This is a genomic window from Cupriavidus sp. HY129, from assembly GCF_059492215.1.
In genome coordinates, this window is record NZ_CP083255.1 from 1167700 (window position 1) to 1183373 (window position 15674).

The following is a 15674-nucleotide window of genomic DNA, read 5'->3' on the forward strand; positions in this document are numbered from 1 at the left end:
CAAGCGTGTCATCGGACAATCGCCGCTAGGATTGGCTGACGACAACGAAGTGCTCCATATTCGGCGTCGTCGCGTAGAAGGGACTCACCATTTTGCGCCATTGTTCGCGTTCAGGGCTGGAACGATAAGTGATCATGTGATCTTCCAACTTCTCCCAGGTCACTTGCAGAATATATCGATTATTATTTTCGACGCATTTCGTAAAACAATAATCCAATACTCCTGGAACCTTGGAGGTGATGGTTTCCAATGCACGAGTCATGGCGGATTCAAACTCGGCGGCCTCTCCTTCTTTCGCGAAGAACTCAGCAATTTCCAATATCATGTCAATTTAATGTGAAGAATATTATTGGTTAGTGATAAACGGGATTTACGTCGTGGTCAGTGCTTAAAGCCTAGTGATCCAGCCCAGTATCTTCAATGTGGCACGAACGTGCTAAGAATCCATTGCGTTCGAGCGTCATACGTGGGATTCCGGGCATGGACTCAATAACGCAAAAGTCGAGCCAGCTTCTAAAGCGAAGCTCTAAGCTATCAGGCGCAACCCGCTCTCTGGCAGCGGGTCGGGAGGGGCGCATTGACCACTACCCAGTTGAAGGTCTGTCCATCTGGGAGTCGACGGGGTTAAGGTTGCGCCGACTTGCCGAGATCGCTGGATCGCGGCGACGAAAGGGGAGTGGATGGAGTAGGTGCGCTCGGATAGGTACGCTATGGTCGTAGTCCAGAATCTGAGTCGCGGGTGAAGCTTGCACGGGGTAGATTCGCAGGGCCGTGGCTGCAGGCCTTTTTGCCAGGCTATTGATGGTATCGGACGGCGTCGATGAATAGCTTCATGGCATGCGAGGGCTGGCGACGACTCGGATAGTAGAGATGGTAGCCGGTCCACAAGGGGCACCACTGCTCTAGTACACGGACTAGGCGTCCCTTTGCAATATACGGCGACGCCATCGATTCGGGAACGTAGCAGAGGCCAAATTCTTCTAGTGAGGCCTCTAGGACCTCGTAGATTCCATTGAAGGTGAGCTGACCATTGACTCGGACGTTGAGCTGGCCTTCGCCTTCCTTAGCGAACTCCCAGGAGTAAAGGCCTCCATGGGTCGGCAGCCGAAGGTTGATGCACCGATGGCTTACGAGGTCGTGTGGTGTCTTTGGTGCCGGGTTCTTCGCGAAGTACCCTTTTGTTCCGACGACGGCGAAACGTTCGTCCGGCCCGAGCCGCACCGCAATCATGTCTTGCGCTAGCTGCTCGCCGAATCGGACGCCGGCGTCGTAGCGCTGAGCGGCAATGTCGACGAGACCATAGTCGCATGTGAGTTCGACCTTGATCTCAGGATACTGCGGCAGAAACTTGGTGAGTTTTGGCCAAAGGATGCTGCGAATCGCGTAATCCGTAGCTGTGATGCGGATGGTGCCGGTGGGAGTATCCCGAAACTCGCCGAGCATTTGCAGGACGGTATCGATCTCTTCCATCGGGCCCGATATGCTGGCTGCCAGGCGCTCGCCTGCTTCAGTCGTAGAGACATTCCGCGTGGTTCGGGTAAGCAGTCGAACGCCGAGAGCGGCTTCGAGAGCTCGGATGGAATGGCTCAATGCAGACTGTGAGATGCCGAGTTGCGCAGCCGCTCGCGTAAAGCTTCCTTCGCGGGCCACCGTAAGGAAATGGAGCAAGCCGCTGTAGTTGTCTCTAGGCATTTATGAGCCGCGTTCATACGTGTATGCGGACTCTACCATCTTATCGATTAATAAAGCACCTGAAAGAATGGATGCTGATGGTCACTCTCTCGCCGGAATTTTGGAGGGTGCCATTCAGCCGCGAGATGCGAGCCCGTCTGGTCCAGCGCCTGCGACATCTCAGCCAAACCTGATGCCAAGACTCCATTCGAGGTCCGTATGCATGTCCCTTCAAAGACACAGACTCCGTCATCCCTAGAAACTTTCTCTGCACTTTTGCCGATCATGGCAGCGGTGCTGTTTTCCTTCTTGGTCATCGGACTGGCGTTGCCTGTGCTCCCATTGCATGTGAGCAAGGACCTCGGCCTGGGAACCTTCGTGGTAGGGCTGGTTACAGGCTGCCAGTTTGCGGCGGCGCTCATTTCCCGGGTTTGGTCCGGGTATTTTTCCGACAAGCAAGGCGCTAAATTGACCATGCTTGTCGGCTTGTCTGTGGCTACGGTGTCCGGCGCCTTCTATCTCTGCTCGTTGTCTCTGACAAGCTCACCTTGGACGTCGGTTTCCGTTCTGCTCATCGGCCGCGGTCTGCTCGGCGCTGCGGAGAGCTTTATTATCACCGGCGCGTTGAGTTGGGGCCTTGGACTCGTTGATCATCGCAGTGCGGGTAGAGTAATCGCTTGGGTTGGCACCGCCATGTACGCTGCCTTCGCCATGGGCGCGCCTATTGGGTCGCTCCTGTATGGCCGGTACGGCTTCATTTCGATTGCTGTAGCGACTATGGTGATCCCGTTGGCCGCGTCACTGCTCGTACTTAACCAAAAGGCGGTCGCGCCGCATCTTCACGGCGAGCGAGTGCCAATGCGGACTGTCGTGGGTATGGTATGGATGCCTGGGATTGGCCTAGCCCTTAGCAGCATTGGGTTTGGTGCAATGACGGCCTTCATCTCGTTGTTGTTCGCGGAACGAGGGTGGACGCCGATTTGGCTCGCATTCACCGTCTTCGCCGCCTCGTTCATCGTCGCCCGCACCTTTCTGAACCATTTGCCCGACAGGCTCGGCGGCGCAAAGGTCGCTCTGATTTTCGTGCTGATCGAAGCTGCGGGCCAGTTCTGTATCTGGCTCGCTCCGAATCCAGGGATGGCGTTGGTAGGGGCGTTTCTCAGCGGCTTTGGCTATTCGCTTGTCTATCCAGGGCTCGGCGTGGAGGCTGTTCGTCGCGTTCCAAGCCAGAGCCGAGGCTTGGCGATGGGGACATACACGGCATTCCTCGATCTTGCGCTTGGCGTGACGACACCGGTTCTCGGGCTCATCGCTGGGCTGAGCAACCTGCGGGTGGTCTTCCTTGCCAGCGCAGTGTTCGCAGTTCTCTCCGCAGGTGTATCGACCCGTCTGGTTCGACGGATCACGACATCGGCCTCGTGAATGACTTGCGTAGTTGCAGCAGGCTCCTTGGCCATCGTCGGCCGGATGACCTCTCAACCGCTCGCGCGAGTTCGTTCGCAGGCGGCCTATTCATGAGATGGGCTTTGGGGCGATGGGAGCGTGGCCGCAGCGTCTCGTTTTGCGAGGTTATCTCTATCGAAACGCTGCTCCGCTTGCGGTGGCCGTGGGATACGGCCCGGACAGCGTGCCGAAGCCTTGCTCTGCCCAGAACTTGCACCTATGCCGTGTCTGAAAATTCGGGTCTTGCGTGACGCCGTCCGAGGCGAAGTTCAAGACGATTGGAGCATCGGGTCGATATGCCGGCCAGCCTGTAAGCCTTGCCCCGTTCGGATTTCCCCGCGTCGCAAAACTGGTCCAGTATCCGATCATGGCATCGGAGATCTTTCGTTGTGCTGGCGTTAGCTCGGTTTGATGGAAGAGATAAGACAGCTCTTTGGTATGCGCGGCCCCTTCAAGCTCGCCCGGTACGCCGAAAATGGGTGCCGGATAGGGTGCGCTCCCATCTGAAAATTCGTACGCGTATAACGGAACGTGCGGCGCGAGCAGTTGGTTAGCCAAGTGAAGGTTGCAAAGCCCGATACGGTTGTTAGTAATCATGCTGGAATCGCTCAGCACGGCGCTCAACGCGTGCATTGGGGTGGCGTAGTTGGCCAGGGGGTATTGCGATTCGATTGCAGACACTCTGGTTTGACCAAAGTACTGGCGGAGAATATCGAGATATTGCTCGGCACGTACGGCGTCACGACTCCCTCCATATCGTTGGGCGAGCTGATACAAGGCTTCATCGCGATTCGACCCCTGCATCAAGGGTACCTTTGCAAATCTGCCTGACGCCATAGCTTCGCGCAACGGTAGTGGAAACGCTCCTCCTCCCCAAGACGGTTGCGCTGCTGCAGTATCCGAAATTGCGCCCTGTTGCTTCGCAAGAATGACGCTCGTCGGCAAGTTGCGCAGGCACGGCAGAGGATTTGGTTCCGTGCAGCCAAGGTCAGTGGCGATGTTCGCTCCCCGTTCCTCGGATGCCGTCAGCGACGGATAGTATTGCCATTGACACGGGCCGCTTTGCGAGATCGCGCGGTGAAACAGCCCCCGTGCCGGTGGCGATGCCAGGAGCAAACAGACAGCTTGGGCGCCACCAGACTCTCCGAAGATTGTCACGTTTCGAGGATCGCCGCCGAAGCTCTGAATGTTGTCGCGGACCCAACGCAACGCCTGAATCTGGTCCAGTAGAGCGTAATTGCCGGAACCCAACTCGGGCTCCTCTGCGGTGAGGGCATGGTGCGCAAAGAACGCGAAAATGTTCAGGCGATAGTTCAGCGAAACAAGGATGACAGGTTCACCCCTCGTCACCAGCCAATCTGCGTTGTACTCATGTGCGGCCGATACGACCTGCCCGCCACCATGAATAAACACCATTACCGGGAGTCGATGGTGCGGCTTGCGGTGTGGACTCCAAACGTTCAGGTAGAGGCAATCTTCATTGGTACTCGCAAGGCGACCTGATTGGGGGCACGGGCTGCCAGCGTCCAAGGCGTCTCGGATGCCTGACCATGCGTCCATGCGGCGAGGCGCCTTCCATCGCAAGTCACCAACTGGCGGTGCCGCATAGGGAATGCCTTTGAATACTTCAACAGCGCCGTCCTCCAATACTTGCCCGCGGACAGACCCCGACGTCGTAGTGGCAATGACATACGGAGGGGTACCCGCGACGGCAGGCGGAAAAGCAGGCGCCACCATCGCAAATGCGGCGATGGCGCCGCAGATCACATATCGAAGCGCCGATCGTGTATCGCAGAGGTTCATGGTGGATCAGTGTGAAGTCTTCGTTGTTGGTTGATTCAATCGAAGACGAGTGCGGTTGTGGCATGTCGTCCGGTGGCGGCGCGTGCCGCCATTACGGCCCGGCGGCACTCTTATGGCAGGCTATTCGCAAGACCTATGCCACCGGCCAGTGTGCCGGCGGGACAGGATCGGCACGCATCAAGTGTCGCGGGTGGGGTCAATTTGTGCGCAGCGAGAACACTGGGATTTTTCGAAGCGGATGTCGCACGCCCCATAGAGCCTAGCGGCTTACATGTCTATTCCCTTTTCATAGAGAGTGTCGCCCTGTGGCGCCGACGTGCGCCAAGGGGGGGCGTGAGATGGATACCTATAGGGAGCAGTCAGAACAGGGCTATCGGCTATAAACAAAAATGCCTTCGGTAACCACTCGTCTGCTGCTGGCCGGTGCCGCGATACTTCGTCGTGCTTCGACCTCGTGGCATTCAGCGCCACGATACAGCTCGCGTGTTGCCACAGTCAGGTGATTCGAGATGACGACGGGGATGCCTCGCGCCGCGGTTGCCCGAGCCAAAACTGCCAACTCCCCTTGGCGTTCTCGTGGAAAGCCTTCGGCGGTGTACTTGGTGAAGGAGGGAGCATCCTCCAAGTCGACATACGGCGGGTCACAGTAGATGACATCGCCAGGCACCGCAAGCTTGAACGCATCCGTGAAGTCGCCCTGTACGATGACCGCCTTGCTTCGTGCGCGCTCGCTGAACGCGCGAATGCTCTCTTCCGGTAGTGCCGGCGCCTGTGCGGACCGGCCCCAGGGCACATTGAAGTTGCCTTTTGCCGCGTACCGCGACAGCCCATTGAAGCCAAACTTATTCAGGTAGAGGAAGTAGGCCGCTCGGACGTCCGCAGGTGCCGCTCGGTTGAATGCATCCCGCACAGCCAGGTAGATTTCTTCGTTTGCGGCATACTCCGAGAACAGAGGTCGCGCCAGCTCGATGATTCGCTCGGGACGCTGGACCATCTGTTTGTACATGCCGATGAGGTCGACGTGCGCGTCGAGCAGCAAGTAGCTCGGAAAATCTGTTCCCAGGAACACGCTTGCGCCGCCGACGAATGGCTCGATGAGACGATTACCTGCGGGCAACAGCTTCCGGAGTGTCGGCAGGAGCTGCGTCTTTCCGCCCGGCCATTTCAAAATCGGCCCAGCCGACGCTGGGATATTGAGGGAGGCCGGAGCGCCGGCGTCGTTGGCTTGGAGTTGAGGATGTTTTTGCATCCTCAGTATAGGTGAGCCGAGTGCTCATGACGTACATGAGCGCCGTACGTCCGCATCTTAATCGAGCTGCCGGGTTGGCAACCCTACAAGCTGCTTCAAGGAGGTGTGAAGGAGATGGCATGCATGGCGAAGGGTTGATCGTTGCTCTCCTGTGTGGCGCGGGAGCAAAACTCGCGGTCCCACATTGCCCTTCAGGAAGCCATTCAAGCCCAGGCCACGTCATGGCCGTCGTCTCGTGCGTTGATGCGTACTAAAAAGAAGCCCGCGGCAAGAATCTGCCGCGGGCGGGGACGGTGTCATGGGGTTAATCACGACGATGTCATTATATTGTGCTCTAATCGGCACGAACCCCCCTCTGTTGGGTGAATTGCGCGCGCACGTCCAAAAGCAAACGGCGAGCACGTTGGCTCGCCGTTTTTGATTCGAAGGCACTTTGGCCTAGCGTTGCATCAGGGCTGGGTCTTGATGATACGCACTTCCATGCGGTACCCACCCTGTGGGCTCGGTACGGCCACGCGACGCTTAATGCCTTCTTCGCCACGCCTCATGGCGCGCTCTGCCTGCTGTTCGAGGCGCCGTCGAATCACCTCGGTACGCGAGAGAGGAATCTCAAATGTTCTAGTCATCGACTTCTCCTACGTTAGTATCGAGTATAGCACTCGCGTCGATAGGCAGTGAGAGGAGGTAAGAGATGAACTGAAGAGACGGCGTCAGGAGTGGCTCCAGCAGTTCCAGCTTCTCAGCAGCTAGCTCATTCGGCAGATTTCGGTGCAGGTTCAGCACTCCGAAAGGCGTTTCGGGTGACAGACTCCCATCTCCCGGTTCAAGCAAATCTGCAGGAAACAGCGGGAACGACAGGAAGCTTTGGATCGTATCCTTTTCGTTCTCAAAGAAGGCCTTCATGTCCCTGGCCACGTAGCCAGAGAAGGAACCAGCATCGCATCGTCGCAGCCAGTCCTCAGGCGCTTCAATAACTGACGCTTCCCTCGAGACGAACGCATCGGCTGCGCCCGGCAGAACGCCTTCGATAAACCGGCTTTCCTTATCCGATGCTACCCCCATGGGTACAGGCAAACAGAACGGCTCTAGCTTGCCGTCAGGATCGCTTGCCACACTAGAGTCTGACGCAACGGAAAGTTTGGGCAGCAGTTCGAGTACACCGTAAAGTTTCTGAACTGATGTAGCTTTGTCCGCAAAGCGCAGCATTCCCTCGTAGTGCGATACGTCTGTGGGAGTCATTTGCAATGACGGCCGAAAAAGCATGATATTGCAGGCATATCGTGCCTTATCCCCATCTTCGTCGAATTCTTGAGCAAGCTTCAATATATTAAAAAGCTGGACTCGAATTGCAAGATCTCGGGTGTCGAGTGGTAGTTTGGTCGAATCCAACGCAAGGAACAGGGCTTCTGTTGCGTTCAATACTGTCTCTCTATATTCCTCCAGGAAGCCGACTGGTGGAATCGTGAATAGTTGCCGAACACGATCATCGATGCTTTCCGCTCGTGCCCTGAGGACGTCAGTCTTCTGTTCAATCGCAGAGGAAATCCGAGCCAATTTTTCCGAGAAACGGTTCGCCCGTTTGGCTTGCGCATCCCCGCTCTTGCCGAACAAGATGGCGAAGGTCAGTCCAGTAAGCCAAAAAGAGGTGGAACCCCAGTCGAATGCTGGTTCACTGATTAGCCATATCTTGCCGAACGATGCAGCAATCGCTTTGTCGTAGTGAGCGCCAAGATACCCCGCACCCACACCAAGGAGAGTAGTGAAGCCCACAATCCATGGACTAGTCAGGAACGCTTCGGTCCGAGTCCCATCGGTGTCACTATTGGTCTCGATACCTTTCGGTCCATCACGTCGCCACGGTAGCGCCGCTAGCCATCGCGGTTCTTGTTTTATCGCGTTATCGGCCTGTGTCTCGTTTTCTTGAGGAAATGTTGTACTCATAAGCTTCGAGTACCAGCGCTACGATGTCTCGAACTGGCACGCAATGAAACTGGAAGCTTGCATATTACCGGTTATTTGACGGAGAGATGAGGCTCGTTACATGTATCGAAAATCGTCACACGGAGGCCTTCTCGAGGCAATGGTGGTTGCCATACCGAACTGCCCATATGGGATAACGGACTGATGCGTCTGTGGTCGAGCGACCATCACTATTTGTCTACGAAGCAGGGGAGTGTGAAGTGCTCGAATCCAGTAGATTCGTCGCTGCTTATGAGCTACTCGCCAATGCAACCACGACCGCGATTAATGCAGTGGACTTCAGTGCGGGCAACACGGCTCGATTAAAGTCGGCGAATACGTCTCGCAGAGGCTCTCGGTCTAAGATTCGAGGCAGCCAGAAGGTCTCGGCGCTTCGTATGCGGGGCCGCGATCTTTTGGAGGCGTCCTCTCCCAACTGGGTGCAGGGCAATCCCGGGTGGTACGGTCAACGTCGCGCACATCCTCCATGGTTGCCGCAGGCGGTGACGAGACAAAAAGGTATATCCCCCGAAATACAAGCGCCGCGGCCACGATAATGACCGTGGCGGCGATAGCTTGCAGGAGAAATCGGTTCCAGAGTTTCAAAAGATGGCGATTTGGTAGTCTTTCCTAAGACATTCGGACGAAGCATACCCAATCTGGGTTAGCACTAGTGCCGACCTGTTGCAGAAGAGTTACATTCCGTTCCGTCCGCGTCGCAGATGGCTGCCTGGCCGCTCCATCCGCAGACAACTACTGAGGCTGCTGCCGTGCAGCGGCATGTGGCACAGATTCGGCATTCAACCAAGTTTCGTGGCCCAGTCGGGGGTTGAGACGCCGTACGTCTTGTAGAACGCGTCCAACCTGGCGCGTGCAGGCTCCCCCGCATTCAGTCCCATCCAGCTAGCTGCGTTGGTGCCAAAAAACCGATTTGACAAGTTTGAGACGCCTTGCTGCCGTACGGCGGGCCGTCCTTCGAGGTCGTCGAAAAGCTGCACGAAATCAGTCAGATACTGCTTGATCTCACCTTCGGTCAACGTCATTTCCCAATCTGTGCCGTACATGAACCGCGCAGCCAGTGGCGCTCCGCCGGCTGGCACTGGATCCATGTAGAGCTGTCGAAGATTTGTAAGGAGCTCCGGTCTTTTCCGAAGAATTTCTACGAAGTAGGCGGCATCTGCGTATGCATTGATACCGGGTTTGCCGGGCTGATTTGCCATCAATGCCGTAAATCCACGAGCTCTGGTGAGTCCATCTTCGACCGGTGACGTGTCTCCAAAGTGACCGAAGCTGATGCGCAGCTTTGGGAAGACACTTAGCGCATCCTGCCAATAGTGAGCAGCTGCCAACTCCTGAAACTCAGGCACGACGCCGTTAGAGATATTGGTGTGCGCCATGATGGGAACCTCGTTGCTCTCGCACCATCTGAAGAGGTCTGTCATTGCCTTGTCAAGGCGAAACCCGAGGTCCTCCCGGTCAGTCCATTTAGGCAACCAGTCGCGTGCCCAGAAGGACTTGCCGTCTTTTCCTTTCAACCTGCTATTGCCGAGGGCGGCGAAGCCCATTGGCGGGTATAGCTTTACGCCGATGCATCCCTTCTTCTCAATCGCATCCTTAACGAGGTCGAGAGAATCTGTACTCGAGTGGTTGAGGTCAAATGCCACCTGCCGAAGTGGGTTGAATGGCGCGAAGGCATGAACTCGCCCTCCTGTAAGGATGGAGATCTGGCGCATGACTTCGACCTGGGTAGCGAGCGGCGTCCGCGTTTGCACGCCTTTCCCGAGCCAAAAGTCGTAATCGACCATACTGGGTATCATCAAATCTACTACCCGAACACCTTTCTGGTTGTAGGTTCTCAGGTAATCGTGCACGCTGACGTAGCGGTACTGGAAGTTCTGGAGGACGAAGTCAATCAATCCAGTCGCAGATTTTCCCTGCAGCCCCTGAAGAAAGAGTCCCTTGTTCTGCCGGAGATTTTGATACGTCTCAACGTCCGGCGGCAACTGTTCTATCAGAGACAAAGCCTGAAGTTGGGCGCTGGTCGTTTCATCTGTACTGGTCAAGTCGAGAAGTTTCAGATCTCGATTTTGGCGTAACGTCCTGAACTGAACGGACTTTTGAGCAGCCAGCTGAAGCTGTTCTCGCCCTTTGCTGTACGCATCCTGTCGAGCATTCGAAACTTGCTTTGCATACTGGGCTTCATCGCAGCTTTCGAGCTTGCCAGACATGCCACGAAGCACACTAAGCTCGTCGCTTCCTGTTGGCGCTTCCGACCACACAATCTCTTGAAGAAGACTTCCCAACACATTGGCTCCAAAGCCAAGTGCGCCCTCTTGATGGATTGCTACGCGGGAGAGGAATTCGCCAACCTGGAGATCTGTCCCATTGAATACGTGGCAATGCGAGTCGATGGTCAGCGGTCCATTCGGCAAGCTCACTTCGGGAGAGGTAGGGCACACTGGCTTCGGCTCTCGCCGTATGAAGCAGCTACAGCCAGATACCAGCGCGACAGCACTCAAGCTGCCCAGCGACTGGATCATCCTTCTGCGACTCAGAGTTGGCCTCGTCATGTGTTCTATCTCCCTGATTTTATTTGTTGACCACTCGCTCTCGCGCCGAGTGTAGTCAGATTTTTGTACCGCTAAGAGAAGCGTCGGAAGTGATCCAGTGGCAATCAACTATGGCTACCGCTTACCCGCTCAGCGCACAGCTGCGCTCAATCGCTAAGGCACGCAAGCATGCGCTTGAGTTCGGGCTCGGAGTATGGAGACGCGGCGCCACGAATTGCATCTTCCGTAACCTCACTCTGAACTACGAGCCCATTCTTAGGCAGCTTTGCCTGACCCAGAATGACGAAATCGAGGTTGTTTGAAAAGCCGACATACGCGCGGATATCCGTGGGCTTTTGCCGCTCTCCACTGCTACCGCACTTATCTCCCTTCACGTCAGGGTATGAATCAAAGGGAGGAAGAAGCTTCTCCGAGGGCCCACAGCGCAGGGCCGCAGGGATCGGGCCTGGTTTTTGGGATTCGATTTTGTTGTATCGCAGGCGTTGGTGCAACGCGATCGATCCCTCTCCGAAAGCAGGTCCCTTGTCAGCGACTAGCGCAAACGTTGGCGCCAGGTTGGCTCCAGCGATCCATACTATTTTTCCTAAATGTCTTGCCTCCGGCGTGACCGCAAGCGGAAGGCTCTCTGAGTTCAAATAGCGCACCTCCCCATCGACGAGATGCTTCAAACTTGTCGTGGATACATACGATTGCACTTTGTCGCCAACAACGGTGTCGAGTACCGCGCCAAGTTTTGGCTTCCCTAGGCCGGCGCCGATCAAAGTCCTTCCTTCTCCGCAGGACACAGTCGGTTGACCGGGAGTGAACGGTTCTACTTCGATGGCAAATGCGCAGAATGCTGTGGTTCCCCGGCCAAATCCTCTGATTTCGGCTTCCTTGAATAGCGTTCCGCAGTTCTTGGCAGCCTTGCAGTCAATCGGTCCATCCTTCTGCCAAATAGAGAGTCCATTGGCGATGTAAGTAAAGCCATGATCGCCCACTGTATAGGAGGCAGGTCCTCCGTCTGGGTTTACTGCGAGAGGTGCGCGGACGGCGATCGATCCATCTTTGAAAACCCGAGTGGGAGTATTTATGGTGTGTTTTCCGTCTGCGGTCTTGATTTTGATAGTGCCCGGGATACCACAGTCGCTGGCGGCAAAGTTGGACCCTGGATTGAGTAGTGTCAGCGTTACTAGGCCGAAGAATATGCGGTGCATTTTCGTCTCCTTGCGTATGTCATAACGCATGAGTAGGAGGGTAAATTATTAGCACGGGATTCTTCTGGAAACCATGGGTTTCCGACCATTCTTTAGTGGGGGCCGATAACTAGACGACCTTTAGGAACCGGTGACCGGGACTGGTCTTCCGAGTTTCGGAGGAGGTCTCGCGGCGCAGGCAATGGCGGAGCGAGGTGGTGAGCTAGCATGGTTGTTGATGCCTCCATCTTTGTAAGCGCAGATGCCGCGAGTTGAAGCGATTTCCAGGTCTTACGAGAAGTCCTGCCACCGTGCTGCGATGCCTGTCATTTCTCCTGCGACCGTGCTTTGTGGATGGCCGGGGTCGACTGAGCAGGAGTTCCTACCGTTTCGCTGCATATGTCGCAAGCCGCCACGAGGAGGTTCGACGCCGTACCCTTGCAATCCGCGAAGGGAACGTCTCGGCGCACAAAGGTCGTACTCACTACCTCGCCACAACGAGGGCAGATGGCATTGCTTTTGTCGCCTTCACGGAAACGTTCTGGGTTCATGGAGCTCTGCATTCACGCCATTCGGGTGAGGTCCATAGTTAGTGCCATCAGTCGAGTGTAGACGCAGGCCGCCGTCCGCCGCGCCCTTGAAAACCTAGTAAAAGCATCTACACTCGTCTTCAAGCGCCGCTCGGCGCTTCCTGGATTGCCCACTACAACGAGAACCACACTTCCCGGGCAGTCTCTTCCCTTGATTCGTCCGCATTGAGTTCAGCAGGAGCCAGGAGCTCTTGCTATCCGCGTTCATCAATCTTTGTGCTGCCGTGACGCGTTCGTCTGAACAGCCCATGGTGGATGAGTGCGCCTAGCTTTGGGGACGCTCCCAAGGAGTAGCTATGCCTATTTGGAGAGTGGCCGCCGTCGAAGAACGGCCGCAAGTAACCCTCGGTCATTGGACCGTCTACGAAACCGAACGCGGCGAGAGGCACTTCGTCGGCCGATGTATGGACAGCGGCTCGGGTCGAGTCAGCTCGGCGATCGCATCCTTCGATGTCGCAGCGCGGACAGGCACGACCAGAAGCGGACGTCGTTATGTTCTTGTTGGTGGCCCGGGTCATGATCCCGATGGAATGCACACGTGGGCAGTATGGAAGTCGATCAACGACGTAAAGACGGAGAAGAACGTCACACCGGACTATGTCGATCCTGCACACCGAATCATCTGAGTGCGTTGCAACTTGACGCCATCTCGATGTGCATGAACCAAGCTAACTGCTTTTCTTGCTGGCGAGAATCAGAACCATAGAAAGCCAGCTTTTTTTGCGTTGCGCTCATTTTGCGAAGCCGATGCGCAATGCCGTCTAGTAGTCCACGACGCAACGATGAACTAGCTGTAGTGCGGCAGTTGATGCACTGATCGTAGGACTACGTTCGTGATGAATTTGGAGATAAAAATGCGACCCCCTAGAGTGAGAGAAGACCAGTTCATTCAGCGGCGCGAACGTATCGTGCCTTTGAAGCCAGAGCTTCGTGAGGAGTTTAGAAATTGGCCGCTAGGACTCGTCGATATGACGTTCGTCGAGGAGTGGCGCCTAATTAGGACTCCTGCAGGAAGCGTACACGTGGTAGGGCGATTTTCCCCTGGCGGGCGCCTTAATGCCTCGCTGCAACTGGCGTCGTTAAACTTGGCGTCACGCTCGGTGGTGACGTCGACTGGAAAGAAGCTCAGGCTTCAAGGTGAACCGGGCTGCACCGCGATTGGGAAGTGTATCGCCTCGATGTACGGGGTCTTCGATAGGCGGATGCTTGAAGCCCAGGACGTTACTGACGCAGTTGTTAGGCTCATGAAAGAATAGCTGCAGCTAAACCGCCGAGCCGGGCGTATGGGCATCAAATGTTCTTGCGTTTTTCGCCCGACGGACTACCCTAGAAGTGCCAGTTTTCTGGCACTTCTGCAGGAGCCCACAATAGAACGACAGAGGCCCTGCGATCTCGATGCTCGGAATAGACCGAGCCATCTCTATCACTCATCAAATGGTGAGCAGATTCTTTGGGCGATGCTTCTGGCCCACGCGAAGCTTCGGGAATTAAGGCTCAGTGTTTTCCTTGGAAGACACTGGTTTCTGCATCCCGCGCAGCTTCTAGCAAATCATTGCGATCGACGAATCGCGTGAACTCTGAGACTGGCACTACAAGCGCCAGTTGAAGGAACGCCGTGAATGGAAGTTCCCCATTCGCGAGCTGAGCTTCGACCTTTTCTGGCTTAAGCGATACGCCTAGTTCGTCAAGCTGTTCGGATAGGTCTTTTACGCTCAGCCCATGGGCCTTTACCTCATGGAGGAAGATATGCTTCGCAGCAATTTCCCAAGACTTGTTCGAGTCAATGAACTTGGACCACTGCGCAGGGTATTCCGCTCCGACTACCTCAAGCAAGGCGAGGAAAAACGCGAGACTGTAGGTGCCGCGATGAATCTTGCTTTCCGTTCCACTCAAGGATTCGGACATCCCATCGGCGGCGATGCGTTCGGCTAGCTCCGCGAAGGAAACGTCCTTGCGCGCAAGAATTCCCCGCGCAGTGCGCGCTGCCAATCTCGACCACGGAGTGCTCGTATGGGCCAACTCAGTTTCCTCTGGCGAAGTGGGCATTCAACTGGCAGCGCGTGCTGACTCAATAAAGTCTAGCCATACCACTGGCTTCTATTGCCTCGGCAATAGAGAGGAAGGTCTCGGAGCTACACAGTTGGCCCAGTCATTCTAGACCTTTTCCAATTGCTGCAGTGGCATGGTCTCGTATCGTCGAAAGGCCTTAGCCATGGCTAGCGAAGCAACACTGTATCTCGCGTTTGATGGGGTGCTTCATCCCAACCTCGTCTCGATGCGCGAAGGTTCCTCACCGCGGCTGCGAGCCGGTGGGCATACCTTGTTCGAGAACGTCGAAATTCTGGAGCAAGTAATCGATGCTTGCCCGTCGACCAGGATAGTGCTCCACAACTGGTGGGTTCCCGTATTGGGCTATCGCGCAGTGCTCAGATTACTGCCGGAAAGCATACGGCAGCACGTAGTTGGTGCGACGTGGCGCCAGGTGAGAGGCCCGAGAGTGAGACTAGCGAAAACAGGAACGCGACGTGATTGGCTTCAGGCAGATATCCTGCGCCGCTGCCCGGAGCGACCGGTCCTCTTGGATTGTGATGTGCGCCAGATCGTGCCGCAGTTGGCCGATTGTGCCTGCATCGTGGATAACTGGCGGGGCATCGCAGACAGTTCGAGCATTCAATCCTTGTTCGAGCTGCTTGGGGAAGGGGTCATATGCCAACGCACAAAGCGTATAGGCGAGCGAAAATCTCCGTGCAAAAGTGCGTTGCAAGGAGTCGAGGTAGCTGGTAATATTTTCGACGTCCTCCCAATGTATGGGTACAATTACCCAGCCTAAGTGGAAGACTTGCTAGCACTATAACACCCAAATCCCATTTCCGCAAGTAAATGCGGGGGAATACACATGTCTTCGCTGCATGTGTTGCATTAACGTGTACCTCAACTAGGAGATGTCAGATGGAATCGTGCTTACAGGGTACGTGCGGCTTCATATAGTTGCGCTGTAGCCAAAACCTGAATTTTGCGACGCTAAAGCCTAAACCGAATCTACAAAGGGGAAATGATGACTGATCTGTACTTATTATTAAGTACGTGTGGCCGTACTGGAATCCAGCAGGAAATCGGAGAGTGGGTGGCTTAAAGCGGCAACTCTAAGCCACCCTGGATGTGAGTCAAAGGACACTTAACCCAACAACCACGAATGGTTAGTGTCCTCGACTCA

Annotated in this window: 11 protein-coding genes; 2 read left to right on the forward strand and 9 right to left on the reverse strand. The window is 55.7% G+C overall.

Translation table 11 applies throughout. From position 1 onward, the window contains the following. Nucleotides 1-25 precede the first annotated feature (25 nt). Together K6G35_RS21560 and K6G35_RS21565 are read right to left on the reverse strand one after the other, a co-directional pair. A complete protein-coding gene (locus tag K6G35_RS21560) occupies nt 26-325 on the reverse strand; it encodes an antibiotic biosynthesis monooxygenase family protein (protein ID WP_495677056.1) in 300 nt (99 codons plus the stop codon). A gap of 470 nt (nt 326-795) precedes the next feature. After that, nucleotides 796-1692 carry a LysR family transcriptional regulator gene (locus K6G35_RS21565; protein WP_495677057.1) on the reverse strand — a complete coding sequence of 299 codons (897 nt, stop codon included), beginning with the start codon at nt 1690-1692 and terminating at the stop codon, nt 796-798. Between the two features lie 198 nt (nt 1693-1890). On the opposite strand from K6G35_RS21565, the gene K6G35_RS21570 reads away from it, so the two are divergent. Continuing rightward, nucleotides 1891-3093, forward strand: coding sequence for an arabinose transporter (locus tag K6G35_RS21570; RefSeq protein WP_495677058.1), 1203 nt, complete (start codon nt 1891-1893; stop codon nt 3091-3093). A 153-nt stretch (nt 3094-3246) separates the two neighbouring features. Here K6G35_RS21570 and K6G35_RS21575 read toward each other — a convergent pair whose 3' ends face one another. From K6G35_RS21575 to K6G35_RS21605, 7 genes are all read right to left on the reverse strand, one after another. Beyond that, a complete protein-coding gene (locus K6G35_RS21575; protein WP_495677059.1) occupies nt 3247-4917 on the reverse strand; it encodes a carboxylesterase/lipase family protein in 1671 nt (556 codons plus the stop codon). A gap of 370 nt (nt 4918-5287) precedes the next feature. Further along, on the reverse strand, nt 5288-6166 hold the full coding sequence (locus tag K6G35_RS21580; protein WP_495677060.1) for a DNA adenine methylase: 879 nt from the start codon (nt 6164-6166) through the stop codon (nt 5288-5290). A gap of 449 nt (nt 6167-6615) precedes the next feature. Next, nucleotides 6616-6792, reverse strand: a complete 177-nt coding sequence (locus K6G35_RS21585) for a hypothetical protein (protein WP_495677061.1) — start codon at nt 6790-6792, stop codon at nt 6616-6618. Continuing rightward, complete coding sequence (locus tag K6G35_RS21590) at nt 6785-8107, reverse strand: hypothetical protein (RefSeq protein ID WP_495677062.1); 1323 nt, start codon at nt 8105-8107, stop codon at nt 6785-6787. Before K6G35_RS21590 ends, K6G35_RS21585 begins: the two co-directional genes overlap by 8 nt. Before the next feature lie 818 nt (nt 8108-8925). Continuing rightward, nucleotides 8926-10665, reverse strand: coding sequence for an amidohydrolase family protein (locus K6G35_RS21595; protein ID WP_495677063.1), 1740 nt, complete (start codon nt 10663-10665; stop codon nt 8926-8928). Nucleotides 10666-10841: 176 nt separating this feature from the next. Beyond that, nucleotides 10842-11891 (reverse strand): hypothetical protein, encoded by a 1050-nt coding sequence (locus K6G35_RS21600; RefSeq protein WP_495677064.1) that lies wholly within the window; start codon nt 11889-11891, stop codon nt 10842-10844. A gap of 2063 nt (nt 11892-13954) precedes the next feature. Beyond that, entirely contained in the window at nt 13955-14479 is a 525-nt protein-coding gene (locus K6G35_RS21605; protein WP_495677065.1) for a DUF6471 domain-containing protein, read from the reverse strand. Between the two features lie 193 nt (nt 14480-14672). On the opposite strand from K6G35_RS21605, the gene K6G35_RS21610 reads away from it, so the two are divergent. Then, complete coding sequence (locus K6G35_RS21610) at nt 14673-15290, forward strand: HAD domain-containing protein (protein ID WP_495677066.1); 618 nt, start codon at nt 14673-14675, stop codon at nt 15288-15290. Nucleotides 15291-15674 lie beyond the last annotated feature (384 nt).